This is a genomic window from Streptomyces sp. NPDC048479, assembly GCF_040651435.1.
Taxonomy (GTDB): Bacteria; Actinomycetota; Actinomycetes; order Streptomycetales; family Streptomycetaceae; genus Streptomyces.
The window spans coordinates 1-15,646 of sequence record NZ_JBEZKA010000041.1 but is presented as its reverse complement, the minus strand read 5'-3'; the positions used below and the strand labels follow the sequence as shown (position 1 = coordinate 15,646).

General features: G+C 68.4%; 19 protein-coding genes, 1 tRNA gene and 1 pseudogene. 10 read left to right on the top strand and 11 right to left on the bottom strand.

What is annotated here, in order from left to right; all coding sequences use genetic code 11:
- The first annotated feature begins 136 nt into the window (after nt 1-136).
- Nucleotides 137-382, top strand: a complete 246-nt coding sequence (locus tag AB0D12_RS36965) for a WhiB family transcriptional regulator (protein ID WP_327327228.1) — start codon at nt 137-139, stop codon at nt 380-382.
- Between the two features lie 18 nt (nt 383-400).
- Here the strand turns inward: AB0D12_RS36965 and AB0D12_RS36960 are convergent, their stop codons facing one another.
- From AB0D12_RS36960 to AB0D12_RS36945, 4 genes are read right to left on the bottom strand one after another with little or no spacing between them, the layout of a single operon-like run.
- Nucleotides 401-1,006: a hypothetical protein gene (locus AB0D12_RS36960; protein WP_362693211.1), complete on the bottom strand. Its 606-nt coding sequence runs from the start codon at nt 1,004-1,006 to the stop codon at nt 401-403.
- The gene (locus AB0D12_RS36955; protein ID WP_362693208.1) at nt 1,003-1,656 is read right to left on the bottom strand and encodes a hypothetical protein; all 654 of its coding nucleotides are present in this window, start codon (nt 1,654-1,656) and stop codon (nt 1,003-1,005) included. The genes AB0D12_RS36960 and AB0D12_RS36955 overlap by 4 nt, the downstream gene beginning before the upstream one ends.
- Nucleotides 1,657-1,711: 55 nt before the next feature.
- Nucleotides 1,712-2,947, bottom strand: a complete 1,236-nt coding sequence (locus tag AB0D12_RS36950; protein ID WP_362693205.1) for a hypothetical protein — start codon at nt 2,945-2,947, stop codon at nt 1,712-1,714.
- Nucleotides 2,940-3,242, bottom strand: coding sequence for a hypothetical protein (locus AB0D12_RS36945; RefSeq protein ID WP_362693202.1), 303 nt, complete (start codon nt 3,240-3,242; stop codon nt 2,940-2,942). The genes AB0D12_RS36950 and AB0D12_RS36945 overlap by 8 nt, the downstream gene beginning before the upstream one ends.
- A gap of 265 nt (nt 3,243-3,507) precedes the next feature.
- On the opposite strand from AB0D12_RS36945, the gene AB0D12_RS36940 reads away from it, so the two are divergent.
- Nucleotides 3,508-3,584, top strand: a tRNA-Trp gene (locus AB0D12_RS36940).
- Between the two features lie 124 nt (nt 3,585-3,708).
- Here AB0D12_RS36940 and AB0D12_RS36935 read toward each other — a convergent pair.
- From AB0D12_RS36935 to AB0D12_RS36920, 4 genes are all read right to left on the bottom strand, one after another.
- Nucleotides 3,709-4,125: a hypothetical protein gene (locus AB0D12_RS36935; protein WP_362693199.1), complete on the bottom strand. Its 417-nt coding sequence runs from the start codon at nt 4,123-4,125 to the stop codon at nt 3,709-3,711.
- Between the two features lie 99 nt (nt 4,126-4,224).
- A complete protein-coding gene (locus tag AB0D12_RS36930) occupies nt 4,225-5,199 on the bottom strand; it encodes an acyl-ACP desaturase (protein ID WP_362693197.1) in 975 nt (324 codons plus the stop codon).
- Between the two features lie 115 nt (nt 5,200-5,314).
- Nucleotides 5,315-6,091: a dimethylargininase gene (gene ddaH / locus AB0D12_RS36925; protein WP_362693194.1), complete on the bottom strand. Its 777-nt coding sequence runs from the start codon at nt 6,089-6,091 to the stop codon at nt 5,315-5,317.
- A gap of 293 nt (nt 6,092-6,384) precedes the next feature.
- Nucleotides 6,385-8,022, bottom strand: coding sequence for an ABC-F family ATP-binding cassette domain-containing protein (locus AB0D12_RS36920; protein WP_362693191.1), 1,638 nt, complete (start codon nt 8,020-8,022; stop codon nt 6,385-6,387).
- A gap of 331 nt (nt 8,023-8,353) precedes the next feature.
- On the opposite strand from AB0D12_RS36920, the gene AB0D12_RS36915 reads away from it, so the two are divergent.
- Nucleotides 8,354-9,031: a GPP34 family phosphoprotein gene (locus tag AB0D12_RS36915; RefSeq protein WP_362693188.1), complete on the top strand. Its 678-nt coding sequence runs from the start codon at nt 8,354-8,356 to the stop codon at nt 9,029-9,031.
- 56 nt (nt 9,032-9,087) lie between these two features.
- On the opposite strand, the gene AB0D12_RS36910 is transcribed toward AB0D12_RS36915, so the two are convergent.
- Together AB0D12_RS36910 and AB0D12_RS36905 are read right to left on the bottom strand one after the other, a co-directional pair.
- Nucleotides 9,088-9,504: an SsgA family sporulation/cell division regulator gene (locus AB0D12_RS36910; protein ID WP_362693185.1), complete on the bottom strand. Its 417-nt coding sequence runs from the start codon at nt 9,502-9,504 to the stop codon at nt 9,088-9,090.
- 144 nt (nt 9,505-9,648) lie between these two features.
- Nucleotides 9,649-10,053, bottom strand: coding sequence for a (4Fe-4S)-binding protein (locus AB0D12_RS36905; RefSeq protein ID WP_362693182.1), 405 nt, complete (start codon nt 10,051-10,053; stop codon nt 9,649-9,651).
- A gap of 74 nt (nt 10,054-10,127) precedes the next feature.
- Here AB0D12_RS36905 and AB0D12_RS36900 point away from each other — a divergent pair, with 74 nt between their 5' ends.
- Nucleotides 10,128-11,234 carry an oxidoreductase gene (locus AB0D12_RS36900; protein ID WP_362693180.1) on the top strand — a complete coding sequence of 369 codons (1,107 nt, stop codon included), beginning with the start codon at nt 10,128-10,130 and terminating at the stop codon, nt 11,232-11,234.
- 21 nt (nt 11,235-11,255) lie between these two features.
- Here the strand turns inward: AB0D12_RS36900 and AB0D12_RS36895 are convergent, their stop codons facing one another.
- Nucleotides 11,256-11,555, bottom strand: a complete 300-nt coding sequence (locus AB0D12_RS36895) for a YciI family protein (RefSeq protein WP_327327244.1) — start codon at nt 11,553-11,555, stop codon at nt 11,256-11,258.
- Nucleotides 11,556-11,633: 78 nt separating this feature from the next.
- On the opposite strand from AB0D12_RS36895, the gene AB0D12_RS36890 reads away from it, so the two are divergent.
- The 6 genes and pseudogenes from AB0D12_RS36890 (at nt 11,634) to AB0D12_RS36865 (ending at nt 15,351) form a co-directional block, all read left to right on the top strand.
- Complete coding sequence (locus AB0D12_RS36890; RefSeq protein WP_362693177.1) at nt 11,634-12,344, top strand: endonuclease V; 711 nt, start codon at nt 11,634-11,636, stop codon at nt 12,342-12,344.
- 88 nt (nt 12,345-12,432) lie between these two features.
- Nucleotides 12,433-12,573: a hypothetical protein gene (locus AB0D12_RS36885; RefSeq protein WP_327327246.1), complete on the top strand. Its 141-nt coding sequence runs from the start codon at nt 12,433-12,435 to the stop codon at nt 12,571-12,573.
- Nucleotides 12,574-12,838: 265 nt separating this feature from the next.
- Nucleotides 12,839-13,273, top strand: coding sequence for a GNAT family N-acetyltransferase (locus AB0D12_RS36880; protein ID WP_362693174.1), 435 nt, complete (start codon nt 12,839-12,841; stop codon nt 13,271-13,273).
- Nucleotides 13,274-13,503: 230 nt separating this feature from the next.
- Nucleotides 13,504-13,614: pseudogene (locus tag AB0D12_RS36875) on the top strand (IS5/IS1182 family transposase); the annotation flags it as partial.
- Between the two features lie 82 nt (nt 13,615-13,696).
- A complete protein-coding gene (locus AB0D12_RS36870) occupies nt 13,697-14,560 on the top strand; it encodes an ROK family protein (RefSeq protein WP_362693171.1) in 864 nt (287 codons plus the stop codon).
- A 581-nt stretch (nt 14,561-15,141) separates the two neighbouring features.
- A complete protein-coding gene (locus tag AB0D12_RS36865; RefSeq protein ID WP_362693168.1) occupies nt 15,142-15,351 on the top strand; it encodes a hypothetical protein in 210 nt (69 codons plus the stop codon).
- Nucleotides 15,352-15,646 lie beyond the last annotated feature (295 nt).

Below are 15,646 nucleotides of genomic sequence, written 5' to 3'. Positions count from 1 at the left end.
CGCGCCGCATCGTCGGCGGCCTCGAGGATCTGTACGGTTCGTGGCGGGTCCTCGATGCCGGTGGGCGCGGGTGGCTGTGGGGGTCGTTGATCCTTCATTGACCGGGCGTTTATCGGCGCGGGGCACGGTGTCCTGCATGCCGATCAACACCATCACTGACAATGAACTCTCCTGGCAGGAGACCGCGTTGTGCGCCCAGACGGGGCCGGAATTCTTCTTCCCGGCCCCGGGGTCGTCGACGCGGGAGGCGAAGCAGCTGTGCGGGGCTTGCGAGGGGCGGGTGGCGTGCTTGGAGTACGCGCTGGCGCATGACGAGAGATTTGGGGTGTGGGGCGGGCTGTCGGAGAAGGAGCGGTACCGCCTCCAGCGCGGGCGGAGCTGAACCTGTCCCAGCGTAGCTCTACGTGGTGCGGACCCTGCCGTTCTTGACGAGTCCGGCACGTTCTGCCAGTGCGTCGTCTTCAGGTGTGCCGTCGGGGACGGTCTGGTCCGTGGACTCGAGGACGACGCGAACGGGGAAATGTCCGCCGACAGGGGAGACGACACCGCCGTAGCGGGGGTCGCCGACGAACCAGATCGTGTCTGGGTGCAGATTCTGTTTCTGCTCGAGGTGTACCGAGAACGGTGTGAAGCGCAGGACCGGCGTGTAGTCGTCGGCGAACCTGATCATGATTACCTTCGGGCTTTCCGTGGAGCGGTGCGGATACTCGCACGGGTATGCCCGCCAGGGATAGGTCCTGAGGATGTCGGCTACCCGCCTCGTGCGGCGCAGAGCCAGGAGCGTAGCGAACAACATCAGGGGGAAGACGACGAGGTTGACCAGGATGAATCCGATGCTCTTGGACAGTGGTTGCGAGGCGCACACGTAGGCGGACGCCGTCGCCAAGGACACCACCACAACCAGCCAGGCCCAGCGCTTAATGACGAGGTGTTGATGCCCCAGCGCGGTGGGCGGATGGTCGAACGCTGCTTTGGTCAGAGGAAGTGCTGGCGGCTGGGGCGTCATGAGAGCACCTCCAAGATGCGGGAAGAACTTGGAGCGCACGCGGCGGCGGGAGCAGGCGCAGCGAAGGTGATCGTCTGGGCGATGCCCTCGAGGATGTCGATGTACGCCCCGGCATGGCGGGTCGCCGCGCTGGTGAGATCGGCAACGGCAATATGCGCGCCACTCGGATACGACACGGTCAGGCGAGCTTGGAACACCTCGCTCGGAGTCGCACTGATGCCCGCGTCCTCCAGCAGGCCGCGCGGCGGAGCCGACAATGTACCCGCCACCACCGCCGCCGACACACCGATGGGCAACTCAAGGATTCTTCGGGTATTGCCGCTCCAGAGAGGGGAGTTCGCCAGAGCAAGCGCGCTCTGGGCGACCGCCAGCCCAGCTGTCCGTGCCGCGATGTCGGTGACGGACAAGGAGAAGAGTGAGACACAAGCACCATCCTCACCGTCGGGATGCACCCCGATTGAGGTGTGGATGCTCTCGCCTTGGTGCATCGCGTCGAGCAGGCTCAGAAAGGCGCGCGCGTCGCGGAGGGAGTGGTCAACTTCCCGCTTGCTCTGAAGGATCGGCGTCAGCAGCGCCGAGGTGACACTCTCCAGCTCGTCGAGTGCGATCGCGTCGAGCGTGTGGTAGCCCGGCGGCAGGCGGAACCACATCGGAGGTGGGGGAGTGATGGGTCCATTGGGCATGAGAACTGCCTTACGGTCGTGTCTAGCTGGCCAGTGATGCCCATGCGTGGGCTGCCTTTGCTGCGGAGCCGGGTGCGTCGTCGAGGACTGCGCGGGCGCCGTCGACTGCAGTCGCGCAGCCGGCGGCGGCTTCGTTGTCATCGAACACAGGCAGATGACTGGCGGCTGTGACCGCGCCTGTCCCCGAGAGGGTGTATTTCACTGTCTCCTGGACCGCAGAAGGTGTTCTCCGCAAGGCCCAATCCGTGAGTGGGTTTTCCACCTGGCGCATCCCGTCCATCGCGTCCCAGGCGCCATGGGGGAAGCCGTGTGAGCCGGCGCGCGCCGCTGCGAGAGCTCCGGCATCGGCGAAGGCAGTTGCTGCGTGAGAGGCGGTCGAAGCCGCCTTGGCCCCATGCGCCACTGCTGCCACGCCCGGTACGGCGCCGAGTGCATCGCCGGTCAAGGTCACGGCGCTGTCCCAGAAGTCGGCATCGAACTCCCCTTTCGTGAACCCGTTCTTCAAGGACTTCTGAACCCTTGAATCCGTCAGGTGAAGAGCGAGGGCGCCGATGCTGGCACCGGTTGCCACGAACAGCAGCGCCAGTCCGACGGGTGGGAAGAACGGGCCGATCACCAACGCCGCGAAACCGGCGGCGGCGGAAACGTCGGACAGGACGTCACCGAGGTCCTCGTCCACCCACTTCAGGACAGAGTCCAGAACACCCGGCTCCTGCGGCGCGAGCTTGTCCGTCGCCTCGTTGAGCGCCTTCGCGATCCGCCCCGCCTCCACCCTGTGCGTCTCCTCCAGCTCCCGCGCCAGCCTTCGCACCGACTCAAGCGCCTCCCGTGCCTTCGTCACCGCGGCCGTCGCCGCCGTCAGATCCGACTCCGGCAGGTCCGGCGCCGTCCGGACGCGCTCGCGCTGGGTCTCCGCCTGCGTCAGCGCCGCCTGTTCGAGCTTCGCCCGCGTGTCGTACTTCTTCGCCGTCGCCTGGTAGCCCACCAGATCGTCGTGCCACCTCCGCAGTTTCGACGCCGCCTTGGACACGGACCGGTGCGCGTTCTTCAAGTGCCGCGGCAAGTCCCCGTCCAGCGCCTCCCGGAACGCGTCCGCCGCCTCGCCGCGCCAGTACGCGCTCTCGCCGAGCAACTGGTCGACCAGGCGGTGCGCGGTGCCCAGTGCCGTTGCCGACGTGCTGAGCTTCGTCTGGAGTGCGGCGATCGCCGAGGGGCTTCCCGGGACCGGGTTCCAGCCCAGATGCGGGTACTCAGGCACGCGAATCCACCGCCCTGAACGCCGACTCGATCGCCTTGTTGACCTGGGCGTAGCCCTCGCGGCTCAGCTTCACTCCGACGTGCACCGTCCTGATCCTCGCGCTCAGTTGGTCCGCCCCGTACTTCCACCGCCCCTGGAAGCCGTCGCACGCCTCGTCCAGCTCCTTCGTGCCCAACTGGGCGGCCCGTACGTGCTCCAGCGCCCTTCTCGCCTCGCTGAGTGAGGTCAGCGAGCGACTCAGCGCAGTGGCGAAACGGCCCAACTGGTCGGTGTTCACCTGAAGATCGGATTCCATGGCTGACCACCTTTGCAGATCAACGCCAAACCTGGATAAACCACGTCACTCTGACGGGTGACGGGTGACGGGTGACGGGTGACGGGTGACGGGGGTCACGGGGCGCTGACGCCCCGGGCAAGGCGAGCGGCTAAGATCGCCGCCAATGCCCGGACGTAGCGCAGAAGCAGGCGCCCCGCCTTGTCAGGGCGGATACGCCGGTTCGAATCCGGCCGGGACCGCCGCGCGGACCACCGCGCGGGACCACCGCACGGGACCGGTGGGTGGGGTCGTAGCGCAGAGGCAGACGCGCCGGTCTCCAAAACCGGAACACGCTGGTTCGACTCCAGCCGCCCCGCCCCCTCCACCCCTCGTCGCGCTCGCGGCGACGGCACACCCGCTGTGACGATCAGCTCGGGCGCGGCCCCGGTGGAGGTCCGTCGATCACGGGCCCGATATTCCGTACAGCTCGGCCATTCAGTACGGTTCACCGCTTCTCAGCAGGCAGACTTCGCGCACGGCCCACCCTCGCCGACGCGACACGGACCGCCTCCTGGACGCGCTCGACCCACTCCCGTATCGGCTCCGCATGCGTGAACTTGTCGTGCGCGCCGGGGAGATGCGTCGTACGGAGTTGCGGTCGCTGCTGGCCGAGCTCGATCAGCGCGGTCCCTACGAACGCGGGCTCGCCGTCGTCGCGGCCGCTGTGGGCGGGGACGCCGAGTGGGTCGGCTCGCGGACCCGGACTGGCTCGCCGAGCCGGCGGTCGCGCCGAAGGGCTCTTCGCCGTGACGGTCACCTCGGCCGGCGGCTCGCGCACGTCCTGGGCCGAGCCGTGGCGGGTGCAGCTACGGAAACTGCGTCGCCATGCGGACGCGGACGCGGACGTGCGCGATGCGGCCATGCGCACGGTGACGACGTACGAATAGCCGGGACGGCGCCCGAACGGCCGGGAGGGCCGGTCAGCCGGGATGCTCAGACGGCCGGAACGGCGCCCGGACGGTCAGCCCGCCGCCCGCGCTGCCATCCGCGCCTTGCGCGCCGCCAGCTTCTCGTCGAACTTGGTCGCCTCGGAGTCCAGCCCGCCCATGTACAGGCCCAGCTCCTCCTGCGCCTTGAGGCCCTCCGGGCCCAGCCCGTCGATGTCCAGCACCTTCAGGAAGCGCAGCACCGGCTGCAGGACGTCGTCGTGGTGGATCCGCATGTTGTAGATCTCGCCGATCGCCATCTGCGCCGCGGCCCGTTCGAAGCCCGGCATGCCATGTCCCGGCATCCGGAAGTTGACGACGACATCGCGCACGGCCTGCATGGTCAGATCCGGGGCGAGCTCGAAGGCCGCGCCCAGCAGATTGCGGTAGAAGACCATGTGCAGGTTCTCGTCGGTGGCGATACGCGCCAGCATCCGGTCGCAGACAGGGTCGCCCGACTCGTGGCCGGTGTTGCGGTGCGAGACGCGGGTCGCGAGCTCCTGGAAGGCGACGTACGCCACCGAGTGCAGCATCGAGTGGCGGTTGTCGGACTCGAAGCCCTCCGCCATGTGCGCCATCCGGAACTGCTCCAGCTTGTCCGGGTCGACGGCGCGCGAGGTGAGCAGGTAGTCGCGCATCACGATGCCGTGCCGGCCCTCCTCCGCGGTCCAGCGGTGCACCCAGGTGCCCCAGGCGCCGTCGCGGCCGAAGAGCGAGGCGATCTCGTGGTGGTAGCTGGGGAGGTTGTCCTCGGTCAGGAGGTTCACGACCAGCGCGATCTTGCCGATGTCGGTGACCTTGGACTGCTCAGGCTCCCAGGCCTGGCCGTCCTCGAAGTAACCGGGGAAGTTGCGACCGTCGGTGAACGGGACGTACTCGTGCGGCATCCAGTCCTTGGCGACCTTGAGATGGCGGTTGAGTTCCTTCTCCACCACCTCCTCCAGCGCGAACAGCAGTCGGGCGTCGGTCCACGCTTCCGAACTGCCGAGGTGGGGAGAGGTGATCGTCACGGGTGCTCCTGGGGACGGGAGAGTTACCTACGGATTCGTAGGTTACGAGACCGTAGGTTAAGGCGGCAGTAAGCCTTCGGCCAAGCCCGGTAGGGAGATCTCCTATTACGTTCAGTTATGCGTACAGGTCGCGGAGGCGTACGGAGAGGCAAGTCACGCACCCTTCGAGCTTCTCGAACTCGCTGATGTCCACCGTGACCGGCTCGTAGCCGAGGTCCGTGAACAGTTCCGCCGACTTCGGCGCGCTCGCCGCCATCAGCAGCTTTCCGCCGCCGAGCAGCACCACATGCGCACCCGACTCCTCCGGCACCGGGAGATGCCGCGGGAAGACCGTAGGGGTGTCCACCAGCGGCGGGTATCCGATGACGGTGGAGTCCGGCAGCGCGGTCACCGCGGACTTCAGATGCAGCACCTTGCTCACCGGCACGGCCACGACACGTGCGCCGAGCGGCTCGAAGGCGGCGCGCAGCTGTTGCACCCCTGCCGCGTTCGTACGCCCGCCGTGGCCCACGTAGATCGTGTCGCCGATCTTCAGGACATCGCCGCCGTCGAGGGTGCCGGGCTCCCAGACCCAGTTCACCGAGCAACCGAGCCGTGCCAGCGTCTCCTCGACGGCCGCCGTCTCCGGCCTGCGGGACTCGGCTCCGGGGCGGGCGATCAGCGCGACATTGCGGTACATGACCACCGTGTCCTCGATGAAGACGCCGTCCGGGCAGTCGTCGGCCGGCTCTGTCTCGACGGTCTCCCAGCCGTGTTCGCGCAGCGTCTCGGCGTATGTCTCCCACTGCTCGAGCGCCAGTGCGGCGTCGACCGTGGTCCGCTCGATATGGGTGACCAGGCCCTCGGCGAGGCGCGGGCTGGGGCGACGGATCAGGGCTTTCCTGCTGGGCACGAGCGCTCTCCAGGTCTGTCCGGGGTCTGGTCGCGCCCATCATGGCCCGCCGTCCCGGGGCGATGGAATCCCCGGTGGGCCGCCCGTGGGAGCGGGCGTTGCCGGTGGCGCCGGGTCTTTGCGGCCGTGCCGCCCGGCTGCGCGCGCACCGGCGATGACGATGTTCTCCGCAGGAGACCTGGCACCAACCGGGATTCCGGACATTTTCTGTCCGGAATCCCGGCCGGCCGGGGAACCACGCATCGCCAACGATCCAGGCGCATCACGCTCACATCAGGCGCATCGCGCTCACGTCATCGGAAGCCCCCGTCCCGTACCTCGTCCGCGGTGATGTCACGGAGCTCACCGTCCAGCAGCAGCCAGCGCGTGATGCCGATCGACTCCAGGAACGGCACATCGTGACTCGCCACGATCAGCGCTCCCTCGTACGACTCCAGCGCCGCCGTCAGCCTCCGTACGCTCGCCATGTCCAGGTTGTTCGTCGGCTCGTCGAGCATCAGCAGCTGCGGCGCCGGCTCGGCGAGCAGCAGCGCGGCGAGTGCCGCACGGAACCGCTCTCCGCCCGAGAGCGTGCCGGCCGGCTGGTCGGCACGGGCGCCGCGGAACAGGAAGCGGGCCAGCCGCGCCCTGATCCGGTTGTTGGTCGCATCGGGCGCGAACCGCGCCACGTTCTCCACTACGCTCAGCCCGTCGTCGAGCACGTCGAGCCGCTGCGGCAGAAAACGGAGCGGGACCTCGGCCACCGCCTCGCCGGCGACCGGCTCCAGATCGCCGGTGATCGTACGCAACAGAGTGGTCTTGCCCGCTCCGTTGCGCCCGACCAGCGCGATCCGTTCGGGGCCGCGTACCTCGAACTCGCCTTTCACCTCTGCCCCATAACGCAGCGTCAGTTCGTTCAGCCGCAGCACACCACGGCCCGGATGGACCTTGGTGAACGGCAGCTCGATACGGATCTCGTCGTCGTCGCGGACCGCGTCCACGGCCTCGTCGAGCCGCTCCTTCGCCTCGTCGAGCTTCTCGGTGTGCATGATGCGGTGTTTGCCGGCCGACTCCTGGGCCGCGCGTTTGCGCGCCCCCATAACGATCTTCGGCTCGCGCTTGGAGTCCCACATCTTCTGCCCGTACCGCTTACGGCGGGCCAACTTGATGTGGGCGTCGGCCAGTTCACGCTTCTGCCGCTGTACGTCGGCCTCGGCAACACGCACCATGCGCTCCGCGGCCTCCTGCTCGACGGCGAGCGTCTCCTCGTACGCCGTGAAGTTTCCGCCGTACCAATTGACCTCCCCGTCACGCAGATCGGCGATCTGGTCGACCAGTTCCAGAAGTTCACGGTCGTGGCTGACCACGACCAGTACGCCGGACCAGGTGGCGACCGCGTCGTACAGCCGCCGACGTGCGTACAGATCGAGGTTGTTGGTCGGCTCGTCGAGCAGCAGGACATCCGGTCCGGCCAGCAGAAGTGCGGCCAGCCGCAGCAGTACGCCCTCGCCGCCCGAGACCTCGCCGATGGTGCGGTCGAGTCCGATATGGCCGAGACCGAGCTGGTCGAGGGTGGCGCGCGCCCGCTCCTCGACGTCCCAGTCGTCGCCGACCGCTGTGAAATTCTCCTCGCTCGGATCACCCGCCTCGATGGCGTGCAGCGCGGCGCGCGTGGTGGCGATGCCCAGCACCTCGTCCACTCGCAGAGCGGTGTCCAGCACCAGGTTCTGCGGTAGCCGGCCGATCTCGCCCGCGGTGCGTACTGCTCCGCCCGACGGCGTGAGTTCACCGGAGATCAGCTTCAACAGCGTTGATTTTCCGGATCCGTTGAGGCCGATGAGGCCGGTCCGGCCCGGGCCGACCGCCAGCTGGAAGTCGTCGAAGACCCCGGTGCCGTCCGGCCAGGCGAAGGTGAGCGAGGAGCAGGTGATGTGGGTGGGAAAAGTAGACATACGGGTCTCCCGGTTGCGTGGAAGTGGCAAGGGCAACGGGTGGAGACACCGGAATACGGGCGACGATCGCCGGGAACACGAGAAAGGTCCCGGTCGGGGAGGACGGCTCGAGCGCCGAGGTCGCACGCGATGCGCGCAGCATGCTTGAAGCAGCTGTACCGCACGGTGTCTCAGGACCTCAGACGAGCAACGTCCTACTCCAATCGGCGACAACAGGACCGCTATACACCGTACGAAGACGCTCGGGCGCTGTCAACGAATTATCGTGATCGGGACCTGCGCGACCGCCCGGGACCGACCGGGACAGCACCGGGACAAGGAGGCTCCGCCCGTGCCCAACGGATCGCTCTCGCTCGCCGCCCGGCTCTATCTCCTGTCCTGGGACACCGAGCGGATGACGCCCACCGGCACTTCCTGCCTCGCCCCTCTCGTACGGGCCGGGGCGCTCACCGAGCTGGCCCAGCGCGGCATGCTCGCCGAAGCCGACGGCGTTGCCCGGCCCGTCGGCGACAACCTCACCGGTGACCCGGTGCTCGACGAACTGCTGGAACTCGTCGAGGAGTCCAGGCCCCGCACATGGAAGAGGTGGGTGACGCACCACGCCACATACACCCTCGAAGCCGTCCGTAAGCAGCTGGCCGGAGCCGGCTACTTGCGCAGGAGACGCGGGCGGCTGCTCGGCCTCTTCTCCGCCGCGCAGTACGAACTCGACCGTGCTGACGTGGTGAAGTCGCTGCGCGAGGAGACGCGGGCTGTGCTCGGAGGTCCGGTGCCGGTGGCCGAGATCTCCGACCGCGACGCCGCCCTCGTCGCACTCGCGGCCGCGGCAGAAGTGCGCACCCTCGCCACCGCAGATGAGCGCAAGCGCCACAAGGACCGGATCGAGGCGCTGACGGAACGCAGCGGTGCGGCCGCTCCCACGCTGAGGAACGTCATCCAGGAGGTACGGGACGCGGTGATCTTCGAGGTGACGTCGGCGTCCGCAGCGGGCGCCTCCGGCGGCAGCTGACACCTCTGCTCGCCGGCAGGGTGACGCCGGGATCCGGCCGGCCACGGCGCCGGGCGTCAGCAGGCGTCGCGCAGCAGCTCGGCGAGATTGTGGTCGAGGTCCAGATAGAGGTGCTCGCAGCCGGTGGGGACCATGCCCTGGGCGCGCTTGAGGAAGCGGCGCACCTCGCTGGTGCGGATGTGCACCATGGCGATGCCCTCGGGTGCGCGGAACTCCACCACCGTACGGTCGTAGCCGAACGGCCTGACGCGTACGTCGCCGAGGCCGGCCGGTCCGTCGACACCCGCCGCGAGCAGGTCACGCGAGAAGGCCCACGACACCTCGTTGCCCTCCAGCGTCGCCGGCGGCGGGAAGGCCATCTGCACGGCGAAGGGATCCTCGCGGTCGTAACGCAGTGTGGCCGGAACAGACTCCATCTGGGGTGCCGAGGCGACCAGGCGGGCCTGCACGGCCTGCTCGATGACGGTGGACAAGGCCTGCTCCTTCGTGCGCGGCTCGCTGACGTCTCCCTGACACCGGGAGAGACGGCAGAACGAGCGATTGCGTGCATCGGAAGGGAACGTGACCTCCGTCACCGTGTCCGCGTCACCGCGTCACCGCGTCACCGCGTCACGTCGTCACCGTTCGGCGCAGAGCCCCGAATGGTCGCAGTACGGCTGATTGCCGCTCGCGCCGCAGCCGCAGAGCATCACCCGCGTCTCGTGACGGTCGCCGTAGGCCGTGCGGATGTCGAGATCGCCGCGTATCGCCAGCTGACCGGCGAGGGAGCGGGTCACGGTGGTCGGCCGGTCCGGCTCCTCGGCCGAGCCGTCGGCGAGCCGGTACTGCAGGGCGCCGGACGGACAGCGTCGTACGACCTCGGCGACCCGGTCGGCGGCGGCGCCGTCGGGCTGCACCCAGGGCCGGCCGTACAGGTCGAAGACGTGCGGGAGACCGCGTACGCGCTCGGCCGCGTGCAGACAGCGCCGTGACTCGAAGATGACGGTGACCTCCCGGCCCTCGTACTCCTTGGGCTGGGACATGAGCTCAGCCCAGGAACCCGCGCCGTCCGCCGCACCCTGGACGGGGTACGGCTCGTGGGCTAGCTTCCAGCGCCATGACGTCCATGGGGAAGACGAGACGAACGGTGTCGATGGGACTGTGTGCCGCGGCGTTGGCCGCGGCCCTGGCCGCGCCGGCGCAGGCGGCCCAGCCATCGGGCAGTGCTACGGCAGAAGGTACAGACGGCAGGGGGCCGAGCTGGAGCCTCAAGGACACCGGTACGAATGCACGGTTCCGGGGCCTGGCGGCCGTCAGCCGGAAGGCCGCGTGGGTCGCCGGCTCGAAGGGCACCGTGCTGCGTACCGCGGACGGCGGCCGCAGCTGGCAGAACGTCTCTCCGGCCGGGGCGGGCGAGCTGGAGTTCCGCGACATCGAGGCCTTCGACGGCCGTCGCGCGGTGGTGCTGGCCATCGGCGAGGGCGAGGCGTCCCGGGTCTTCCGTACGGAGGACGGCGGATCGAGCTGGACCGAGTCCTTCCGCAACACCGATGCGAAGGCCTTCTACGACTGCGTCACCTTCTTCGACAGCCGGCACGGCCTCGCCATGAGCGACCCGGTGGACGGCAAGTACCGCATCCTGTCGACCGGCGACGGCGGCAGGTCATGGAAGGTGCTGCCGAACACCGGGATGCCGGCGGCGCTGCCGGGCGAGGCGGCCTTCGCCGCCAGCGGCCAGTGCCTGGTCAGTTCGGGGAGCAAGGACGTGTGGCTGGCGACCGGCGGTGGCGCCACGGCGCGTGTACTGCACTCCGCAGACCGCGGTCTGCACTGGACCGTCGCCGAATCGACCATCCCCGCCGGGGATCCGGCGCGTGGAGTCTTCGCGCTCGCCTTCCATGACCGCACCCACGGCATCGCGGTCGGCGGCGACTACCGCGCCGACCAGGCATCCCCGAGCGCCGGCGCGGTCAGCCGGGACGGCGGGCGCAGCTGGCAGCAGTCCAAGACACCGCCGCCGGCGTACCGTTCGGGCATTGCCTGGCTGCCGCACAGCCGGTCGGCGGCGCTCGCCGTCGGCCCGACCGGCACGGATCTGACGGTGGACGGCGGCCGCAGCTGGCGCACCGTCGACACCGGTTCGTACGACACGGTCGACTGCACACCCGACCTCGGCTGCTGGGCCTCGGGCGAGAAGGGCCGGGTCGCGCGGCTGGAGTTCTAGCCGAACCGTGGCACCGCGGTCCTACGAGGGCAGCTGCTGACGGTACGGGGCGAGTTCGGGCGCGGTCTTGGTCGCGATGAACTCCGTGATCCGGTACGCGCACACGCCGCCGACCGTGAAGGGGTCGGCCGCCGCGATCGTCTCGATCCGCGCGCGGTCGTCCCCGACGGCCAGGATCACGCCGCCGTCGCGCGGGTTCTTGCGGCCGGAGGCGATGAACACGCCCTCCTCGTACATCGCGTCCAGCCACTCCACATGTGCCTCGAGCAGCTCGTCGACACGCTCGACGGGTGCGGTGTAGGTCAATTCCAGTACGAACATGATCGCCAGGCTACGCCAGGCGGGAATCGCGATCAGGCCCTGGTGCCGGACCGACCGGGCCGTAGGCTGGGCGGCACCATGAAGATCATCGAGACGCCCCCCGCCTGGCCCGCCGACGAGACCGCGGCCCTGGCCGTCCAGGACGAACTGCGCACGCGGGTCGTTCTGGACGAGGCGGGGCCGCCGGTTGCCACCGGCCTGGTGACGGGCGTCGATGTGGCGTACGACGACGAGCACGATGTCGTCGCGGCGGCGGCCGTCGTCCTGGACTCCGCGACGCTCACCGTCGTCGAGGAGGCCACGGCGGTCGGCCGGGTCGCCTTCCCGTACGTCCCGGGTCTCCTCGCCTTCCGGGAGATCCCGACCGTGCTGGCCGCCCTGGAATCCCTCACGACAGACCCCGGTCTGGTCGTCTGCGACGGCTACGGCCTGGCCCACCCCCGCCGCTTCGGACTCGCCTCCCACCTCGGCGTACTGACCGAGCTGCCGGTGATCGGCGTCGCCAAGAACCCCTTCGTCTTCAGTTACGGCGAACTCGGCCCGCACCGCGGTGACTTCGCCCCGCTGCTCGCCGACGACGGCGAGGAGGTCGGCCGGGCGTTGCGCACCCAGGACGGAGTCAAGCCGGTCTTCGTCTCCGTCGGCCACCGCACGACACTCGACAACGCCTGTGCGCACACCCTCCACCTCGCGTCCCGCTACCGGCTCCCCGAGACCACGCGCCGGGCCGACCGGCTCTGCCGGCGCGCACTGGAGGAAGCTACTCAGGCATCCGGGCCGGAGAACTGAGTCGGAGAACTGAGTCGGAGAGCTGAGTAGGGGAACTGAGTACCTGAGCGGATGTCATGAGCCGACTCTGATCGGCATGCTCCCTCGCATGACGACACAGACGACGCACAGCGCCACCGAGACCACCACCCACCCCGTCGAGCGCACCCTGACGGCCGTGCTCATCCTGTCCGCGCTGGCGGGCTTCGGCTGGGTGGGGGCGATGGTCTACACGGCACTGTCCGGCTGACGGCGTGCCCGGCCGACCGGCCAAGGGTAGTAACTAGAGGGGCTGTTGCGAAAGTGGATCAAGGCCGTTTATGAACATGCCCACGCGGTGTGGCGGCGAGCAGTCCTGGGCCCGGACAAGCGCAAAACACGTGATCCACGAGGGACGAACGAGTGCTAGCGTCGCCCGCATGCCTGAATTGATCGCACCCACAGGCCGATTGCAATCCTCATGGCTCGCGGCGCGTGACGAGTGGTCTCCAGGTGCCCACCAGGACGGGACGGGCTTGCGTCTCGCGCCTGACGCCGACCTCGACAGCCGCGAAGTTTTCTCGGCGTGGGTCGAGCGACTGCAGCAGCAGTCGGACAGGTCGGTTGCCGTGGGAGAAGATCGCGTCCACGCCACTCATTGGTGGATCACCGAGGGCGACAGCTATCTGGGGGCCATTGATCTGCGGCACTACCTGAACGTCTTTCTGCTCGATGTGGGCGGGCACATCGGCTACAGCGTCCGGCCCTCCTTCCGGAGACGCGGCTTGGCAACGTGGGCCCTCGGGGCGGTTCTGCCCGAGGCCCGTACGCTCGGCTTGGACAGGGTCCTCGTCACTTGCGACGACGACAACATCGGATCGGCACGCAGCATCGAAGGCAACGGTGGCGTCCTGGAGGACGTACGCACAACCAGCGCGGGCATCAAGCGCCGCTACTGGATCACTCTGTAGGCAGTGGTGCGGTGCCGGTTGCAGCCACTCGTTGATGGCCGCGACCAGCACGCACCGCCTCAGACAGCGGTCGGCAGATCAAGCTCAAGGCAGCAACGCCAGTCGTACCTCGGGCCAGACCGCCGCCCGAGGCGGTACCCGGTCATCCTCACAGTCGTACCTGGTCGCCACGGACCTGTGGCGTTTCAGCCGGTTGATCCCGCACTTCACCGCGTGAGGCTCTTTGTGCGGACTACTACCTCTACGTCGCCGCCGCATTCGCCACGCTCCGCATGCTCATCCGTCGCTCCACCAAGCACTACCGGTGGGGCGGCCGTCCCACCACCCGGCGTCTCACGTGATCCATTTGCCAACCGGTCTCACGAGATCGGATTGACGGTCGATGGGGTGGCGCTTCAGCTTCTACGTATGCGGAGGCAGGCGATGACGCACTCAACAATAGGGATCGACATCGGTGGAACCAAGCTGCTCATGGTCGCTCAAAGGACTGGTCATGACGAACCTTTGATCCGCCGCCTCGCCACTGGGGCCGCAACAACTCCCGACGAGATCGAGGCTGCCATCCAGAGGTTCCTCGCCGAACACCAATTGACTCCCTCCTACGTGGGTGTCGCGGTCCCCGGGCTCGTCAAAGAGGGACACGTAACCGTCTGTGATGTCCTCCCCAAGCTGAATGGGTGGCGGGGCCCGGCCGCCAATGGCACCCCCCACATCCTGGTCAACGACATCCGCAGCGCCCTGGCGGAGGAGGCGGCAGGGCTCGCGGAGTCCCCAACCGTCGCAGTCCTGCTCTGCGGAACCGCCGTGGGGTCGGCGTACCTGCATCAGGGAAGAGTGGTGCGCGGTTCCCGCGGATGGGCCGGCGAAATCGGCTACATGCCTGTGCCGACGCCCCAGGGCATCCTCCGACTCGACGAACTGGCCGGTGGCGCAGCCATCGTTCGTGCTACGGGCCTTAGCCCCGCACAAGTCCATGCCGCGCTCGCCGCCGGGGATAGCTCCGTCCGCGACATCGTGGACGCGGCCGGTGAGTCGTTTGGGCTGGCAATGGCCACGCTGGTGAACATCCTCAACCCGGACACCCTCCGGGCCGCAGGCGGCACACTCGGCTACCCAGGCTATTGGGACGCTGCTTTGGCCACGGCCCGTACTCACTCGCTCCCCGAACTATGGGACGCCTGCGCCGTCGACCGCATCAACGACCCCGAACTGGTCGTCGCCCGTGGAGCCCTCCGCCTGGCTGCCGCGGCGGCAGACGGCGAGACATGGGTCAGGCAGTACGTCTGACCGTACCGTGCGAAGGCGAACCCCAGCCGGACTACGGCGGCCTTTGGAGCCGAGCCGAGCCACAAGACCTTTACTCGCGGAGCGGTTCGGGCTCACCGTGACTGCGGAAGGGTAAACCGCCTGGCTCGATTCGCCGGAACAACCGCTACCGGCCCTGGCCTGACGCCGCTTCAAGACGCCCTGCTGGTGCGCCCCCGCCTGGCAGGGAAGGGGGCTGGGCCCCCGTGGTACCGGGGTTGTTGTCGTGCTCGCGTTCGAGCTGGCTCCAACTCCACTCACTAATAGCTCAGTTGGCAAGTGGAGAAGGTTGCAGGGTGCACAGGCGACGGATGCGATCGTGGGTGATGAGTGGGTGGCGAGCCGGAGCACGCGGCCGGAGCGGCTTTGGCCGGTGTCCTGCTCGGGTTGGGATCGGGCATGGTCAGGGGGCCGTACCCTGGCCCGCAACTCGGGCAGGCTTGTCCCTGCCCGCAGGCGAGGAGCCAGCCCGATTCGCGGCCGGCGTAAGGGGCCATGATCTCTCGCCCCATGGCAGCTCCAGCCCAAGGCCGCTACACCGACCGCGCGGCTATCCTCGTGGCGTGACCAGTTACCTGTTCGAGTTGACCTGGGGAGTTTTCGTGCTGGTCGGCGGGGGAATCCTGGCGACCAATGTTTGGGGCGCCGCTGAGCGGCTTCAGTCCATGTCCTACGCGTACCGATCATGGCCCGGGAGTGCCACCACGTGCCGGGTGCTCGGAGGCGTGTTCATGATCGTTGGTGTCGGGGCACTGGCTGCTGCGGCGTTCTAGAACAGACCAGAAGGGGCCGTGTCCTTCCCGTGCCCGTTCGGTCGGGAAACAGCGGGGAACAGCGGTCGCTGACGGACAACGCTTACGGGAATGGCCCCTGACCGAGTTACCTGGTCAGGGGCCATTCACCTGCGGTGGGTGTGGGATTTGAACCCACGGTGACATCGCTGCCACGACGGCTTTCAAGACCTTTCGCGGGTTAGTACTCCAGCCGTAGATCGTGATCTTGCTGGTGTGGGGAGCCGTGGAGACAGGTGGCCACCGATGGTCATCTGGACGAGATTGACCACTCCAC